The organism is Bradyrhizobium sp. GCM10028915 (assembly GCF_042666195.1).
GTDB classification, from domain to species: domain Bacteria; phylum Pseudomonadota; class Alphaproteobacteria; order Rhizobiales; family Xanthobacteraceae; genus Bradyrhizobium; species Bradyrhizobium canariense_D.
The window spans coordinates 58287-74982 of the sequence record NZ_JBHTFN010000005.1 but is presented as its reverse complement, the minus strand read 5'-3'; the positions used below and the strand labels follow the sequence as shown (position 1 = coordinate 74982).

The 16696-nt window shown below is 66.3% G+C and carries 10 protein-coding genes; all 10 read right to left on the bottom strand.

Features of this window, described 5'->3' with window-relative positions; genetic code table 11:
- Positions 1 to 47 precede the first annotated feature (47 nt).
- Positions 48 to 3557, bottom strand: a complete 3510-nt coding sequence (gene addA, locus ACFQX9_RS03890) for a double-strand break repair helicase AddA (protein ID WP_018455768.1) — start codon at positions 3555 to 3557, stop codon at positions 48 to 50.
- Positions 3551 to 6697 (bottom strand): double-strand break repair protein AddB, encoded by a 3147-nt coding sequence (gene addB / locus ACFQX9_RS03885; RefSeq protein ID WP_377786690.1) that lies wholly within the window; start codon positions 6695 to 6697, stop codon positions 3551 to 3553. The genes addA and addB overlap by 7 nt, the downstream gene beginning before the upstream one ends.
- 127 nt (positions 6698 to 6824) lie before the next feature.
- On the bottom strand, positions 6825 to 7547 hold the full coding sequence (locus tag ACFQX9_RS03880) for a nucleotidyltransferase family protein (protein WP_018455770.1): 723 nt from the start codon (positions 7545 to 7547) through the stop codon (positions 6825 to 6827).
- A gap of 124 nt (positions 7548 to 7671) precedes the next feature.
- The gene (locus ACFQX9_RS03875) at positions 7672 to 7989 is read right to left on the bottom strand and encodes a PilZ domain-containing protein (protein ID WP_018455771.1); all 318 of its coding nucleotides are present in this window, start codon (positions 7987 to 7989) and stop codon (positions 7672 to 7674) included.
- 129 nt (positions 7990 to 8118) lie between these two features.
- Positions 8119 to 9663: a tRNA (adenosine(37)-N6)-threonylcarbamoyltransferase complex ATPase subunit type 1 TsaE gene (tsaE, locus tag ACFQX9_RS03870; RefSeq protein ID WP_377786687.1), complete on the bottom strand. Its 1545-nt coding sequence runs from the start codon at positions 9661 to 9663 to the stop codon at positions 8119 to 8121.
- On the bottom strand, positions 9660 to 12164 hold the full coding sequence (locus tag ACFQX9_RS03865) for an ATP-binding protein (protein WP_377786684.1): 2505 nt from the start codon (positions 12162 to 12164) through the stop codon (positions 9660 to 9662). Before ACFQX9_RS03865 ends, tsaE begins: the two co-directional genes overlap by 4 nt.
- A 190-nt stretch (positions 12165 to 12354) precedes the next feature.
- Positions 12355 to 12813, bottom strand: coding sequence for a dUTP diphosphatase (dut, locus tag ACFQX9_RS03860; protein WP_377786682.1), 459 nt, complete (start codon positions 12811 to 12813; stop codon positions 12355 to 12357).
- On the bottom strand, positions 12810 to 14270 hold the full coding sequence (gene coaBC, locus ACFQX9_RS03855; protein WP_377786680.1) for a bifunctional phosphopantothenoylcysteine decarboxylase/phosphopantothenate--cysteine ligase CoaBC: 1461 nt from the start codon (positions 14268 to 14270) through the stop codon (positions 12810 to 12812). Before coaBC ends, dut begins: the two co-directional genes overlap by 4 nt.
- Before the next feature lie 55 nt (positions 14271 to 14325).
- Positions 14326 to 15900, bottom strand: coding sequence for a 2-polyprenylphenol 6-hydroxylase (gene ubiB / locus ACFQX9_RS03850; RefSeq protein WP_085362018.1), 1575 nt, complete (start codon positions 15898 to 15900; stop codon positions 14326 to 14328).
- Positions 15897 to 16658, bottom strand: coding sequence for a bifunctional demethylmenaquinone methyltransferase/2-methoxy-6-polyprenyl-1,4-benzoquinol methylase UbiE (ubiE, locus tag ACFQX9_RS03845; RefSeq protein WP_247475014.1), 762 nt, complete (start codon positions 16656 to 16658; stop codon positions 15897 to 15899). The genes ubiB and ubiE overlap by 4 nt, the downstream gene beginning before the upstream one ends.
- Positions 16659 to 16696: the final 38 nt, after the last annotated feature.

Below are 16696 nucleotides of genomic sequence, written 5' to 3'. Positions count from 1 at the left end.
CTGAGAGAACGGCGCGACGGGAATCGCGCCAAGATCATGGCGTCAACCTATGAATGGCTCCTTGCCGGGTCAAGGACGCTCACACCGAGATGAAGAGATGCCAGCGCCGCGTCCAGCGCGGGAGCCGAAATCTCCATATATTCAAGGGCCTCGGTCCAAAGCAGGACGGCGCGGACAGGCTTTTGGGGATAAAGCCGCGATAGCACCGCCCGATAGAGCGCAAGCTGCCGGACATAGGCGGCGGGCGCCGCATCGGCGCTCCTGGGAGCCGCCTGATTGGTCTTGAAATCGACGATCAGGACCTCATCCGGCCGAACGACCAACCGGTCGATCTGCCCCGACACCAGCGCCCGGGCGTGGCCCGGCCGTTCCAGCCGGCCGACGATCGCGACCTCCGCCCGGCTGCCGGCCGCAAACACGGGCGCAAACCGTGGCTCGGCGATCAAGCCGAGCACCTTGTCGGCCAGCGCGGTCCGGTCGGCCTCCGCCCAATCCGCCGCGTTGCGCGCCATGAAGCCGAGCGCGGCCTCGCGTCGGCGCTCAGTGGCGATGTCGGGGAGCGATTGCAATAGCCGGTGCACCAGCGTGCCGCGTTGCAGCGCGAGCGCGCGGGACTGCACTGATTCGCCCGACTGCACGGCGCGGCCGTCCCCGGACGGCTGGCCGGAGGGGCGCACCGGATCGTCGTCGATGGTGTCGCGCGGTGCCGGCGTCCGCAGCCAGTCCGGGAGCGCGGTCGCCTGGTCCAACGAGGCCGCGGGCGTGCCCAGCGCCACGACATCCTCCGGTCGGGAGAAGCGCGTCGCCTTTCCCAGCGGCGTCTCGATCGTCTCTTTCGTCAGGCCCGAGCCGGCGAGCCCGGTGTCGACCAGATCGTACCAGCTCAGCTTGCGAACCGTCTTCATGTTGCCGGGCATGCAGCCGCCGACGATGAGCCGGTCGGCGGCGCGCGTCATCGCGACGTAGAGCAGGCGGCGATATTCGTCCTCGGTCTCCTCGAGCATCGCCTTGCGCGCCTCGACGACGGGTTTGGGATCATCCGCCTTGCGTCCGGCCCAGACCACCACCTCGCCGCCATTGCCGCGCGGGACATGGATCAGCCGCAGCCGCTGCGAATCCGCTGGCGACGATGTAGTGTCGACCATGAACACGACCGAGGCCTCCAGGCCCTTGGCGCCGTGCACGGTCATCACCCGCACCTCATCGCGGGAGATCTCCATGTCGCGCTTCACCTCGGTATCGGCCGAGCGCAGCCAGGCCATGAAACCCTGCAGCGAGGCGGGCGCCTTGCGCTCGTAGTTCAGCGCCAGCTCCAGGAACTCATCGAGCGCGTCATTGGCCTCATGACCGAGCCGGCGCAGCATGCGCGCGCGTCCGCCGTCTCCCCCGAGCAACCAGGCGTAAAAGGCGAACGGCGTCTCCTCGCGCGCCCGCGTTTCGCAGGCTTCGAGGCCTCGCAACGCCGCAGCGAATGTCTCGCTTGTCGTGGCATGCTCGCCAAGCGCGCGGCGCAGCGATCCCTTGCGGTCATGGGCCAGCTGGAACAGATCGTCGTCATCGAGCCCGAACAGCGGGCTCTTCAGCGCGACCGCGAGCGCGAGATCGTCCTGCGGCAGCAGCAGCGCATCGGCAAGGTTCATCAGGTCGATGATTCCGATGTGCTCGGTGAGCTTGAGCCGATCGGCGCCCGCGACCGGAACGTTGGCATGCTTCAGCGCCTGGATCACGGCATCGAACGCATTGCCGCGCCGGCGCACCAGGATCAGCATGTCGCCATAGCGCAAGGGACGCCGCTCGCCTTCGTGCCCGGTCAGCGTGCCGCTCTCGACCAGCCGCTTGATCTCGGTTTGGATCCGGCGCGCGAGCTTCACCTCGGGGCTGGTGGCGGCGACGCCGTCGAACGGCGCGCGCCAGCCCTCGATTTCCTGCCTGTCGTCGGCTTCCGCAAGGTCCCACAGCTCGATCACGCTGGGGCCGGCATCGCCGAGTGCATTGTGCAGGGGATGACCGGTCTCGAGCGAATGGATGCTCTTGTAGATCGCGGGCTCGCGGAAGACGTGGTCGACCGAATGCAGGATCGCGGCGCCGGAGCGGAACGAATAGGTGAAGGCGACCGGATCGAATTTCAGTCCGGCCGCCGTGAACTTGCGGTGCAGTTCGCGCCGGCGTGCATCGAATTCCCGGGGCTGGGCGCCCTGGAACGAGAAGATCGACTGCTTCTCGTCGCCGACAGCGAAGACGGTGCGGTTCAGGCCCTCGCGCGCACCTTCGCCGGCGGTGAACTCCGAGATGATGTGCGCGACGATGTCCCACTGCCGCGGACTTGTGTCCTGGGCTTCGTCGATCAGCACGTGATCGACGCCGCGGTCGAGCTTGTAATGCACCCAGCCCGAGGAAACGCGATCGAGCATCGCCAGCGTCTTGTCGATGAGGTCGTCATAGTCAAGCAGCCCGCGCTCCTGCTTCTCGCGGCGGTAGTTTGCGGCAGCCGCGGTCGCGATATGCAGCAGGGCCGCGGTGCGGTCGCGCATGGTCACCGCACGGCGCGTCTCGACCAATCCGGCGACGCGCTGCGCCTCGTTCTCGAACAGGCGGGCGACGGACGGGTTGTGATCGCAAAACTTCTTGGTCAGCACCGCCTTGCGCGGCAGCTTTTCGTCGGTGAGGAAAACGCTGAGATAGGCATCGACCTGCGCGGCGCCGGAAAAGACCTTTGCCTCGCGAAGCCGGCAGGCCTGGTCGTTGTCGGACTTGCTGCCGTCCTCCAGCGCAAAGGCGATCTCGTTCCAGCGCGATCGCGGCAGGAACGGACCGTCGACAATCTCCGTCTCGACGTCCTCGATGCGATCGTTCGCGTCCACCCCCAGCGCCGCTGCCATCTGCACGGCAGCCAGCTCCGCGCTGCCGGCTTCATCGGTCCAGGCCATGAAGTGATCGCGGCTCAGGCAAGCCTCGCGCACCACCTCCTTGAAGGTGACATCGGCGGCGCTCGCCATCGCGGTCAGCAGCGCGCGGCCGGTCACGCTGTCTGGGTCGCGCGCGGCCTCCAGCAGCACCTTCAGATTGGCGCGTTCCATCATGTCGGTCTGGTCGCGCTCGTCGATCACGGCGAAGCGCGCGGGGACATTGGCCTCGAACGGAAACTGCTGGAGCAAACGCGTGCACAGCGCGTGGATGGTCTGCACCTTGAGCCCGCCCGGCGTCTCCAGCGCACAGGCGAACAGCTTTCGTGCGTCGCGCCGCAATTTTGCAGTGGGATGCGGGATGCCGACCGCGCGGATCGCCGCATCGAGTGCCGTGTCGTCGAGCGTCACCCAATGCCCGAGCGTGGTGAACACGCGCTCGGCCATGTTGGCGGCAGCCGCCTTGGTGAAGGTAATGCAGAGGATCTTTTCCGGCGGCACGCCCGCGAGCAGCAGGCGGATCACGCGCTGCACCAGCACATGCGTCTTGCCCGAGCCGGCATTGGCCGACACGAAGGCCGACGCGGACGGGTCCGATGCGCGCGCTTGCCTGGCGCGCACCTCATCCGGGATGGGGCGCGGTGCCTTCACCATTCCTCGATCCCCAATCCACCGGCCGCGGACCATTCCTTGATCCGGGCGAGATCGTCATAGGCGCCGTAGCGATTGGTCCACATCGGCAGGTTCAACGAGGTATAGGGCTGGTTCTCGTCCTCGAAGGCGCGGATCAGCGCCTCGAGCTTGGCCCTGGCCTCGGCAGCCGCGGTGTCCGGCGGCTGCGGCTCGTCGCCCTGCTTGAACTTGAGTTCGAGAATGCGTTCTTCGCCCGGCGGATTGTTGCCGCTCAGGCGAACATAGACGAGCTGGCTCACGGACGCGCCGGCATCGATGTCGGGAAAACCACCCTCGCGCAGGATCGCGGCTTCCAGCGTGAGCTGCGGCGACAGGCCCATGCGGACCTGCTTGCCGGTCGGTGGCTGGCCGGTCTTGTAGTCGAGGATGGCGTAGCCGCCGCCCCGGCGCCGTTCGATGCGGTCGGCGCGCGCGGAGAGACGGAAGCTGCGCCCATGGTCGAGCGGGATCGAGATCTCGCCGCGAGTTTCCGCGGCGATCGCCTCGATCGCGTCGCGCCGCGCCGTCTCCCATTCGCCGAACCAGCGTGCGATGCGCTGGAAGCGCGGCCACCACAGCGCCCGCGCCTCGGGTCGCTCCATCAGCGGCTCAAAGTATTTTTCGCCGATCGCGCGCAGCACGCGCGCCGGATCGTCGGGCAGATCGGTGGCGTAGCGTTCCGTGAACTCTCCGAGCGCATCGTGGATCGCCGAGCCGCGGTCGGCGGCCGACAGCGGCATGTCGACGGGATCGAGCGCGTCGAGCCGCAAAATGTGTTTTGCGTAGATCGTATAGGGATCGCGCAGCCAGTCCTCGATCCCAGTCACAGACATCCTGAGCGGCCGGGTCGCGCGTGGCGGTCGCGGCTCGGGCTGCTTGATCGGCCTCACCTCGTCGGGCTGGTCCAGCGCGGCTGCGAACTGCACGTATTTCTCGCCCGCGCGAATCGCGGCCTTCCAGTGCGCATCGCCCGCGACCGCCTCCAACCGGTGCAGGAAGCGCGAGGCAACCGCCGGGGCACCGCCAGCCTTGGCGGAGTGGGTGAGGATGACCTCGTCGCCGCCCAGCAGTTGCGCAAAATCATGCGCGGAGAGGCCGATACGGCGTTCCGGCAGATCGAGGCCCAGCTGGTGCCGCATCGGCCGGCTCAGCCACGGATCGATGCGCGGCGCCGGTGGCCAGACCCCCTCGATCAGCCCGCCGACGATGATGCGGTCGGCCTGCATCAGGCGTGATTCCAGCGGTCCGTAGATCTGGAGCCGCGCGCCTGGCCTGTCCCGCCGCCGCACCGCGCGATCGCTGAACGCGGTCTGGAACACGTCTGCGTAGTCGGGCAGCGTGACCATCAGTCCGCTGGTCGTGCCGCCGCGCAGGAGATCGTCGAAGGCGCTCGCGAGCGCGAGGCCCTCGCGGTCCTCGAAGGCCACGGAAATGCCCTGCTCGTCGCGCGACAGCTCGATCATGATCTCGCGATGCCGATGCGCGAGTTCGGCGAAGTCATACGGTTTTGATGACGCAAGACTCTCGATCGGCGCCAAGGCTTGTCGTAAGGCATCGATCAGCGCCTGGATGCGATCGAGGTCTTCCGCCTTGAGACGTGCGCGCGGCTCGGCCTTATGCAGCGCGGAGACTTCGCTGCGCCACAGCTTGGCCAGCTCCTCGCGAAAGCGATTGAATTCGCGCAAGAGGCCGGCGGTGCCTGCAGGCGGGCGCGTGCCGCGCAACAAGGCGAGCTCCAGGCCTTCGATCGCAGCCTTCCATGCGCCAGGGGCCCGGCCGAGCCGGCATAGCGGATGCTTCAACATTGCGAGCAGCGTCGGCGGCTCCAGTCCCTTGGTCGCAGCCTCAGCTGTCAGTCGGGCAAAGACGCCGGCGGAGGTTTCCATCAGGACGTCGCCGCCGGAATCGTCGAATGCGAGATCCCACCGGGTCAGCGCGGCCATCACCCGCCGCGCCAGGGGGCGATCGGGCGTGACAAGTGCGGCGGATTTGTCGAGGTGCCGCGCCTCGCGCATCGCAATGGCGATGGCGAGCGCTTCCATTTCAGGGTTGGGAGCTTCGACAACCGCGAGGTTCTTCATACCGCCGGTGATCTTTAAGGCCACATCCGGCTGCTTCAACCGATCGTGCCAGATCTCGGTCTTGGCCGATGGCCGCATCGATTCGGAGGCGAGCAGATCGCGACCGCCTTCTGCCGGAGGCTTGAGAATATCGACGTCGCTGCGCTTGATGCCAAAGCGATCCAGCAGCGCGTGCATGGCATATTGCGGATGGTTCGAGACCGGATGCTCCGCGAACTTGCCGAGCGAGTCGCGGACGCCGCCGATGCTGCGCCAGGCATCGTCATCGAGATCAGTGTCGAGGCCGGGCAGCACCACGGCGCCATGCGGCAGCGAAGCGACTGCGTGGAGAAATCTTGCCGTGGCCGGCATCGAGCCGGTCGAGCCGGCCGCGATCACGGGACCATGGGGATGCGCGGTCAGCCGCTTGGCTTCGGCATCGATCAGGAGGTCGCGGCGGGCAGCGGGCTCGATGCGTTTGATCTCGGCGAGATGACCGGGCCAGGCGATGCGGGCGATGCGCAGAAATTCGAGCGAGTGCTGCCAGTAGCGGTCGAGCATATCCGGCACGAGGCCATCGAGCGCGCTCCAGTCGACGCCGCGCGTGATCATGTCGTCGATCAGGCGCGCGAGATCGGACGCGAGCGCCAGCGTCGAGGCGGGGCCGCCGACGACCAGCGGAGACAGCACCGGGCCCTTGGCCCAGGCCGCGACGAGTTGCGCCAGTGTCAGCCGCCGTTCGAGCTCGCCGAGCCGCGGCGGAATGTCGAGCGGCGTTGCGCCGGAAAACTGTTCGCCCTCATCGGCGAAAGCGAGCTCATCCTCGTCGATGTCGCCGAGCGCGACGATCCGCGGCAGCACGACAGCCTCCGCCTTCATCTCGTCGAGGAAGATCTCGCGGACGACGCGCATGGCGCGCCGTGTCGGCAGGTACAGCGTGGCATCCGCCAGCCGTGCCGGCTCCTTGCGTGCCTCAAAGCCCTCGACCAGCCGGCCGTCGAGCAAGCCTGAGACGACGGTGCGCAGGAACGGAACTGAGATGGGAACGCTGAAAACGCGCATGAGCTGCCTGATTCGGGAATCAGGCGCCAATATAGGGAGGCGGAGTCAAATGGTCATGGGCGGAGGTGGGATAGTCCCCGCTGTTTGCCGGACCAGAACAGGTGCCGTAGGGGACAATGGCGCAGCCCTACGCCACGCTCTCCAGAAACGCCTCTTCCGCCGCGTGCACGGCATCAGGCGTGCCGACATGCATCCAGACGCCGTCGAGGCGAAGGCCGAACAGCCGCTCCTGCTCGTTGGCACGATCGAACATCTTGGTCAGCGAGAACTCGCCCGCGGGGGCATCGGCGAAGATCGACGGCGACAAAATCGCAGCGCCGGCATAGACGAACGGAACGACCTCTTTTTCCTTGCGCTTGCGCAGGGCACCGTCGGCCAGCATGCCGTAATCGCCGCGGCCGCTATAGCCGATGCTGGTCGCCGTCGGCGCCATCAGCAGCAAAATGTCCATCCGCGCGGGATCAAAGTTTTCGGCGAGCCGCGTCAGGTTGGAGCGTACGCCGTCGATCCACAGCGTGTCGGAATTGACGTGAAAGAACGGTGCGTCCCCGAGCAGCGGCAGTGCCTTGACCACGCCGCCGCCGGTGCCGAGCACCTGGTCGCGCTCGTCCGAGATGGTCACGCGCGGATGCTGGCGGGATGCGGTGTGATCGATGATCTGGTCCGGCAGGTAATGCACGTTGACCACCGCCTCGCTCACGCCGGCCCGACCGAGCTTGTCGAGCACATGGTCGAGCAGCGGCTGGCCGGCCACCGGAACCATCGGTTTCGGCATCTTGTCCGTCAACGGACGCATGCGCAGGCCGAACCCTGCGGCGAGCACCATGGCTTTGGTCGGTTTGACGGGCATCCTTCGCTTTCTCAGACCTACTGATCTCGCGTTCGCAGCAATCCTAACATGAGGTTCGACCGACCGCACCGCGTCTTAACCGCCTTAACCACCTGCCGTGACGCTTGTACGACAGGTGTTGCCGTTACGCCCCGATGGACGTTGACCGCGCCTTTTTCTTCTTGTCACCGAGCTTGAGAAAGTTGACGCCGATCTGGTCACCATTCACCCAGGCGAGCTCGCAGCGTCGGTACGCAAGTCCGGTGGACGACAGCAGCAGAAAAAACTCCTTCAGATGCAGGCCTTCGACTGAGCCGTCGATGGTCAATTTGGCGCCGCTGTCGGAGACGTCCTCCATGGTGCAATCGCGCCGCCAGGTGCCGTCGATACCCATCATCTGGGCCGCGATCCCGCGCTCGAAAACAACCCGGCTGTTGCCGCGCTGGTCCGTCTTCACCGCCATCTGCCCTGCTCCAGCCCCGTAATCATCCGGCTGCTCCGCCGCCAGATTACCGGCGTCTTGGCTAACAGCCGGTAAATCGAGCCCTGAATCAGCCTTTTCAGCCCCTACTAGCCTTTTCCGCCTTGGGCCTCAGCCTTGGGCCGGGCCTTGGGCCTGCCTTTGGGGCGGCGGGACGTTGGCGAGATACCAGTCGCGCAGATGGGCGAGCGCGGGATGCGCCAGGGAGCGCTGGAGATAGGTCCAGATCCGCGGCTGGTGACGCAGATAATGCGGCTTGCCGTCGCGGCGGTTGAGGCGGGCAAAGGTGCCGAGCAGACGCGTGTTCCGCTGCGCCGACATGATGGCGTAGAGCTCGGCGAAGCCGGCCGCATCGAAGCTCGCCTCGCTGGCGCGGCGCGCCTTGATGTAGCGCGACAGCAGCGTCAGCTCGATCGCCTCGGGCACGTCGATGCGGGCGTCCTGGAGCAGCGACACCACGTCGTAGGATTGCGGCCCCAGCACGGTGTCCTGGAAATCGATCACGCCGACGCGTTCGACGCCGGTGCGATTGCTGAGCCAGATCAGATTCGGCGAGTGATAATCGCGGATGATCCAGGTCTTCGGCGCGGCCTGCGCCTTCTGCAGCAACTCGCGCCACATGGCGAAAAATTCGGCGCGCTTCGCGTCGTCCAGCGGCGCGTTGCGATCAGGCAGGTACCATTCCGGCATCAAGCCGATTTCGATCAGCAGCGCCTCGATATCGAAGACGGGAATGGCGTAGGTCTGCCGCCCGAGCGGCAGCGTTTGCGGCAGCGTCTTGCCGTGCAGCACGGCCAGCAGATCGGCCGCGGCTTCGTAGCGTTCGGCGATCGGGCGCGGCGGATCGCCCTCGATCACGCCTTCGGTGCCGAAGTCTTCGCTGATCAGGAACCCGTGGTCGAGGTCGGAATGATGGATCGCGGGCGCCGAGATTCCCTGCGCGCGCAGGCCCTCGTCGATGGCGACGAAGGGTTTGATGTTTTCGGCGAGATGCACCGCGGCGCTGTAGGATTTTCCGTTGTACATCGCAGCACCATCGGGGCGCTGCGGCGAATTCATGAGGATGACGATCTCGTCGTCGCGCTGCAGCCGCGCATAGGAGCGCGTCGAGGCGTCGCCCGCCATGCGTTTGCGCGTTGCCTCCATGTAGCCGGATGCATCGAGGAATTCGCGCAGCGCCTGCAGCCGCGCGACGATGGCGGCAGCCTTGCCATGGCCGGTGATGTCGGCGGCGCGTGCATTCGAGCCCAGCGCCGGCCGGTGCGTCAGCGCGATGTCGATGCGGTCTTGAGGCATCGCCGACGGCGCGCGCTCCGGCCATTCGATCAGGACGAGGGTTGCTTCCGGCAGCGGCGACAGCCCGATCTCTTCGAGCTCGCTCTCGTCCTCGACGCGGTAGAGGTCGGCATGCATCACCGGGAACGGTGGCAGCTCGTAGCCCTGCACCAGCGTGAAGGTCGGGCTCGGCACTTCCAGTGCATCGTCACCGGCGAGGTAGCGGATCATGGCCCGCGCCGCCGCGGTCTTGCCGGCCCCGAGATCGCCGGTGAGCGTGATGACATCGCCGGGGCCGACCAGCAGCGCGAGGTCGGCCATCAGTTGCGCAGTGGCTGTCTCGTTGTGGAGCGCGACGGCGAATGTGGTTGGCGCAGTCATTCGGCGGCGTCGCGATGCGCCGCCTGGTCGGTCGGGAAGTCACAGATCACCACCGTGCCCCTGCCCACGATCGAATCCACCCGGATATTGCCGCCATGCAGCTCGACGAAGGAGCGCACCAGCGACAGGCCGAGCCCGGCGCCGCGATGACGCGAGCCCTGCGAGCGGCTTTCGAACCAGTTGAACACCTTGTCCTTCATGTCGGCAGGTATTCCAGGCCCGGAATCTGTCACAGTGAAGACCACACTGCGTTCGGTGCGGCGGGCGCTGATGCCGACGGTGGAATCCGGTGGAGAAAACCCGACGGCGTTGGCGAGGAGGTTATAGAGCACCTGCACCACGCGCTTCTCGTCGCCGGTGAAGCTGCCGACATCGGGCGCGATCTCGACCTTGAGGCGGATGCGGTCGGTGGCGAGCCGGTCCTGGAGACCCTCGGCGGCGAGCTCGATGGTCTTGCTGACGTCGACCGGACCGAGTTCCAGCTTCATGGCACCGGCGTCGATGGTGGCGAGATCCAGGATGTTGTTGGTCAGCGCCAGCAGCGCATTGGTCGATTTGGTGACGTAGTCGAGATATTCGGCCTGTTTCGGGGTCAGCGGCCCGGTCGAGGGATCGCTGAGGAAATGCGCAAAGCCGATGATGGTGGTGAGCGGCGAGCGCAGCTCGTAGGAGACGTGGTGGACGAAATCCACCTTCATCTGGTCGGCCGCCTCCAGCGCCTCGTTGCGCTCGCGCAGAGCGCGCTCGACGTTCTCGGTGTCGGTGATGTCCTGGAACGTCAGCATCGTGGCGCCGTCGTGCAGCGGCCGGATCATGCCGTCGAGCACGCTGCCGTCCTTGCGCTCAAGCTTCAGCGGAATGTCGGCGCGGCTCTCGATCGAGGTGACGGCCTCGCGGATCTGCCGCCAAACGATCGCGTCGTCGAACAGCTGATGGCACCAGCCCTCGACCGTCTGGATGTGCGGCTCGTCGCGCATGGCGTCAGCGGACAGCTTCCACATCCGGACGAACGCCGGGTTGAACAGCTGCGCCCTGCCATTGCTGCCGAACACCGCAACGCCCTCGGCGAGGCTATCTAGCGTCTCACGCTGGACCCGGATCATGCCGTCGAAGCGGCGGGCGAGCTCCAGGCTCTCGGTGACGTCGTCGAACAGATAGGTGACGCCGCCCTCGGGATTCGGCGTGGTGACGACGGAGAGCGCGCGCCCATCGGGCAGGTACCAGGTGTCCTTGGCGGCCTCGACCGCCCGATAAGCCTCGTGCAGCTTGGCCTTCCAGGCGCGGAAGTCCGGCTGCTCCGGCAATTTGCGCGCGGCGCGAAGCTTGTCGAGCACGCTGGAATCATCGGGGTTGGCGTCGAGAAAGGTGCGGTCGAGGTCCCACAGCTGGCGGTAGGAATCATTGTAGAAGGCAAGCCGGCGCTGGCCGTCGAACACGGCGACGCCCGAGGAGAGCTGGTCCAGCGTACGGCGATGCGCCTCCGCCATCCGCACCAGCGCCGAGCTCAAGGCATCCGCCTCGCTGGCATCGATGGCAACGCCGACATTGCCGCCACCGACATTGACGGCGCGCACATCATAGATGCGCCGCTCGCCGCCGATCACGATCGGCAGCCGCGAGGTGAAATTGGCCGCTTCCTTCAGCCCCCGCTCCATCGCGCTCCGGTCGGCGCTATCGAGCAGCTCGAGCTTGCGCTCCTGGGCGTCGGTGATGCTCGCCGCCTCGGTCGCACGGACATAGGCGGGATTGGCATAAGCCAGCGCGCCGTTCTCGCCCTTAGCCCAGATCGGCCAGGGGGCGGCGGTCGCGAAGCCGCGCAACATCTCCGTCTCGTCGGAAAGTGCCTTGTAACGCAGATTGGTCTCGGCCAGATCGCGGCGGAGCCCCGAGAGTTCACGAATCCTGACAATCGCCTGGCCACCGATCGCGCGGCCGATGGCCTCAAGCGTGTGGCCATGCGCGGTGGTGAGCGTCAGCTGGAACCCGTCGCCGCGGTCGCGCAGCGCATCGACGGCGTGATCCATCTGCAGCGCCGGTTCCGGCGGCAACCAGGTTCCAAACGCGAGCACGCGCTGGGGAGAGGAGTCGCGCGGCAGCACCATGGAGATGTCACCGGAGATCTGCGCGCGATTGTCGCCGGCCGGCCAGGAGATCAGGATCTGCGGCTCGGCGAACAGCAATGCGCCGAAGCGGTCGGCCTGGAGCTGGAGTTCCCCGATCCGGGCGCGCAGCCGCGCCTCGTTCTTCGCCGTGCGCACGCGCGTGCGCATCAGGAGGATCGCGGCGACCACCGAGAAGCCGAGCAAGGCCAGCGCGGTGGCCAGCACCGCGAGCTCCTGCCGGTTGAAATCCAGCAACGTTGAGAGTGTGTCGACGAGGTCGGCGGCCTCAGCCGGCGCAGCCGGCAGCAGCGCCGCGAGAGCGCTTCCCAACAAGCCGTTGCGCACCAGCGATGTGCACGACAGCAGCGTCCGACGCATCGACACGATCACGCCTGACATAGTTGCCCCAAGATCGCACGAATTTGCGCGCGGCGACCCCCGTCGCGCGCGAATCAAACGACAATACCCTCACCGTGACTCCACCGGTAAGAGTCCAGATCGTGAACGCAACGGCGGTCCCAAAAAAATGCCGGAGGCGGTGTTCCAATTCACGTAGTTCCTCGGGTGGTTCGGCAGGATGTGCCGTGTGTTAGCGGCCGGTTGAGCCGAATCCGCCGGCACCGCGATCGGTCGCGGACAATGTCGACACGGGAACCAGCGCGGCCTGCACCATTGGCGCAATCACCATCTGCGCGATGCGCTCGCCGCGCTTGACCACGAAGGCGGTCTGGCCGTGATTGATCAGGATCACCTTGATCTCGCCGCGATAGTCCGCGTCGATCGTGCCCGGTGAGTTCAGCACGGTGATGCCGTGCTTGGCCGCAAGCCCCGAGCGCGGCCGCACCTGCGCCTCGTAGCCGGGCGGCAGCGCCATCGCGAGGCCGGTCGGCACCAGTGCGTATTGACCGGGCGCGAGCGTCAGCGGCTCGTTCTCGGCCACCGCCGCCATCAGGTCGAGACCGGCGGCATCATTGGTCTGGTAGGCCGGCAGCGGCAGCCCCTCCGCATGGGGCAGGCGTTGCAGTTCGACAGTGACTTTGGTGCTCAAGATGCGGGCTCCCGGGATTTGCCGGTCACGCTCTTTGCGATATGCGCGACCAGTTCGATGGCGACCTGTTCCTTGGTCATCGCCGGCCAGGAATCAACTGCAATCTCGCCATCCTTCTCATCGTTCTTCTCACCGCTCTTGCTGATGAGGTGCACGGTGTTGCGGTCTCCGCCCATCACCCCGGTTGCGGGGGAGACGTCGTTGGCGACAATCCAGTCGCAGCCCTTGCGGGCAAGCTTCGACTTGGCGTTGTCGATGAGGTGCTCGGTCTCGGCGGCAAAGCCGATCACCAGTGGCGGCCGCTGGTCGGTCAGCTTGGCGATCGTCGCGAGGATGTCGGGGTTTTCGACCAGCTGGAGCGGCGGCATGCCGGCCGAAGTCTTCTTCAGCTTCTGCTCGCCTTCATTGGCGACCCGCCAGTCGGCGACGGCGGCGGCGAAGATCGCGATGTCAGCGGGGAGCGCGGCCCGCACCTGCTCCAGCATCTGCCGTGCCGATTCCACATGCTTGACTGTCACGCCCTGGGGATCGCTGAGATCGACCGGGCCGCTGACCAGGATTACCTCGGCGCCCGCGGCCTGTGCCGCGGCGGCGATCGCAAAGCCCTGCTTACCGGAGGATCGGTTGGCGATGTAGCGCACCGGATCGATCGGCTCGTGGGTCGGACCAGCCGTGATCAGCACGCGCTTGCCGGCGAGGGGGCGCGGCACCGGCGGCCGCAGCAGTCGCTCGGTGGCAGCCGCAATTTCGATCGCCTCGGACATGCGACCGATGCCGGCTTCACCGGCTTCCGCCATCTCGCCGGAATTCGGCCCGATCAGCATCACGCCGTCGCGTTGAAGTTGCGCGACATTGCGCCGCGTCGCCGCGTTGTTCCACATCAGCGGGTTCATCGCCGGCGCGAGCAGGACCTTGCGGTTGGTCGCAAGCAGGATGGCGCTGGCGAGATCGTCGGCATGGCCGTTGGCCATTTTGGCCATCAAATCCGCGGTCGCAGGCGCCACCACGATCAGGTCGCACTCGCGCGCCAGCCGGATATGACCGGCGTCGAACTCGCTCTGGGGATCGAACAGGTCGGTGTAGACGCGCTCATGCGAGAGCGCGCTCACGGCCAATGCCGTGACGAATTGTTGCGCCGCCTTGGTCAGCACGCAACGAACCTCGATCCGCCGCTCCTTGAGCCTGCGGATCAGGTCGAGCGATTTGTAGGCTGCGATCCCGCCGCCGATGATCAGGGTGACGCTGGCTTCTGGAATGGCGCCGGTGCGTTGGGGCATCGGGGTGGCGGAAGCCGCGGGCGGCGCCGTGAACGGCGTCAGGGGCTCCTCGCGGCCCTCGATCAGCTCGCCGAGGATGACCCGGACCTCTTCCTCGACCGACCTGCGGTTCTTGGCCGAGCGCAGCCTAAGGTAAGTTTTGATGCCTTCATCGAGCTTGCGAATGGTCAGGCTCGCCATGAGGCCCTCCAGCACAAATGATGGCGATGCTATCATTCGCATGATTGCACTGCAATCAAAGATTCCGGACGGCGATCAGGATGCCGATGAAGGTCGCGGCGATGATCCAGAGCGCCACGGTGCGCCAACGGTTCTTGCGGCCTTCGCTGCGGCCCATCGCCGCGATGCTCTCCGGCGACAGCCGGATGCCCTCCCGGGTCATGGTCTCCAGCTGTTCGAGCACCGCAACCGAGCGCGCGGCGATATCAGGCAGGCGCATCAGGATGCGCGCGAGATCGCCGGTGCCGGAGATCGCGCCCTGGACCCGGCCGATCGGACCGAGATTGCGCTCGATCCATTCCCGCACCACGGGGTCGGCGACCTTCCAGATGTCGAGCTTGGGATCGAAGCCGCGTGCCACGCCCTCGACCACCACCATGGTTTTCTGGAGCAGGATCAGCTCGGGCCGCGTGGTCATGTCGAACAGGCCGGTGACCTCGAGCAGCAGCGTCAGCAGCCGCGCCATCGAGATCTCTTCCGCCGTGCGGTTATGAATGGGCTCGCCGATGGCGCGGATCGCTTGCGCGAAGTTCTCGACCGAGTGATGCGCCGGGACGTAGCCTGCCTCGAAATGCACTTCCGCGACACGACGATAGTCGCGGGTGATGAAGCCGAGCAGGATTTCGGCAAGGAAGCGCCGCTCCTTCATGCCGAGCCGGCCCATGATGCCGAAATCAACCGCGACGAGGCGACCGGCGTCATCCAGGAACAGATTGCCCGGATGCATGTCGGCGTGGAAGAAGCCGTCGCGCAGCGCGTGGCGCAGGAAACTCTGAATCACCTTGCGGCCGAGATCGGGCAGGTCGACCTGCGACTCGGCTAGGCGCTTGTGATCGTTCAACGCGATGCCGTCGATCCACTCCATCGTCAGCACGTTGTGCGTGGTGCGGTCCCAGTCCACGGTCGGTACGCGGAAATCAGGATCGTCGCGCGTGTTCTCCGCCATCTCCGACAGCGCCGCGGCCTCGAGGCGCAGGTCCATCTCCATCGCGACCGAGCGCGACATGGTGTTGATGACCTCGATGAGACGCAGGCGCCGCGCTTCGGACGAATAGGACTCGGCCTTGTATGCGACGAAGAAGAAGTCGGAGAGGTCGCGGCGGAAGCGTGCGGCCACGTTGGGGCGCAGCACTTTCACGGCGACTGCCTTGCGGATGCCATCGCGCAAGACTTCGCCGCGATGCACCTGTGCGATCGAGGCCGCTGCGACCGGCGCACTGAGGCTCGCGAATACGTCCGTCAGCGGGCGCTCCAGCGACGTCGCGATCACGGCTTCCGCTTCGACTTGCGAAAACGGCGGCAGGCGATCTTGCAGGCTTTCCAGATCACGCGCCATGGCAACGCCGACCACATCGGGGCGCGTCGCCAGAAATTGCCCGAGCTTGAGATAGGCCGGGCCCATCCGGGTCAGCGCGCGCGACAGCCGGGGCCCGTCCTTAGGGCCGCCCCGTTCGACGATGCGCGCAAGCTTCAGCGCGAGCTGTCCGGGCGGCGGCACCAGGCTGGGATCGACGGCGCCGAACACGCCCTCGCGCGCGAATACGAACGCGGCGCGCATCAGGCGCGCACTATGGGTTATGGCAGAGATCACAAACGCCAGCCCGAATGCAGTGCGACGATGCCGCCGGACAATATCTGCCAGTTCACGCGGGCGAAGCCGGCATTACGGATCATATCGGCGAAGGCGTTGGGTCTTGGGAACTTGCGGATCGACTCGACCAAATATTGGTAGGACTCGGCATCACCCGTGATCATGCGGCCGAGCGGCGGGATGACCTTGAACGAGAACAGGTCATAAAGACGATCGAGTCCGGGCATCTCGACGGTGGAGAATTCCAGACAGAGGAAGCGGCTGCCTGGCTTGAGCACGCGATAGGCCTCGGCCAGCGCGAGATCGATCCGAGGCACGTTGCGAATGCCGAAAGCGATCGTATATGCGTCGAAGCTGCGGTCGGCGAAGGAGAGCGCTTCCGCATTGCCCTCGACGAAATCGACCTGGGTCTCGAGACGCCGCTTTGCGGCGCGCTCGCGGCCTACCTCCAGCATCCCGGAATTGATGTCGCAGACGGTGGCATGGAAGCCGGGGCCTGCGGCCTTGGCGGCGCGGAACGAGATGTCGCCGGTGCCGCCGGCAACGTCGAGCAGCGCGAACCGCCGGTCGCCTCGCGGCGGGTCGAGCGCGGTGATCATGATGTCCTTCCAGACCCGATGCAGGCCACCGGACATCAAATCGTTCATCAAATCATAGCGCGACGCCACGCTGTGAAACACATCGTTCACCAGCGTCTGCTTGTCGCCCAGGGGGACGTCCCTGAAGCCAAAATGCGTGGTTTCGCCCGGCCGATCCATTACTCTACTCCACGAGGCGGACCATAGCGCGCCCGCCG

Excerpts from the sequence above, each read along its gene's own strand:
- addB (WP_377786690.1), bottom strand. The coding sequence starts at position 6,697 with ATGCGCGTTTTCAGCGTTCCCATCTCAGTTCCGTTCCTGCGCACCGTC.
- ubiE (WP_247475014.1), bottom strand. The coding sequence starts at position 16,658 with ATGGATCGGCCGGGCGAAACCACGCATTTTGGCTTCAGGGACGTCCCC.
- tsaE (WP_377786687.1), bottom strand. The coding sequence starts at position 9,663 with ATGACTGCGCCAACCACATTCGCCGTCGCGCTCCACAACGAGACAGCC.
- addA (WP_018455768.1), bottom strand. The coding sequence starts at position 3,557 with ATGGTGAAGGCACCGCGCCCCATCCCGGATGAGGTGCGCGCCAGGCAA.
- ACFQX9_RS03875 (WP_018455771.1), bottom strand. The coding sequence starts at position 7,989 with ATGGCGGTGAAGACGGACCAGCGCGGCAACAGCCGGGTTGTTTTCGAG.
- ACFQX9_RS03880 (WP_018455770.1), bottom strand. The coding sequence starts at position 7,547 with ATGCCCGTCAAACCGACCAAAGCCATGGTGCTCGCCGCAGGGTTCGGC.
- ACFQX9_RS03865 (WP_377786684.1), bottom strand. The coding sequence starts at position 12,164 with ATGTCAGGCGTGATCGTGTCGATGCGTCGGACGCTGCTGTCGTGCACA.
- coaBC (WP_377786680.1), bottom strand. The coding sequence starts at position 14,270 with ATGGCGAGCCTGACCATTCGCAAGCTCGATGAAGGCATCAAAACTTAC.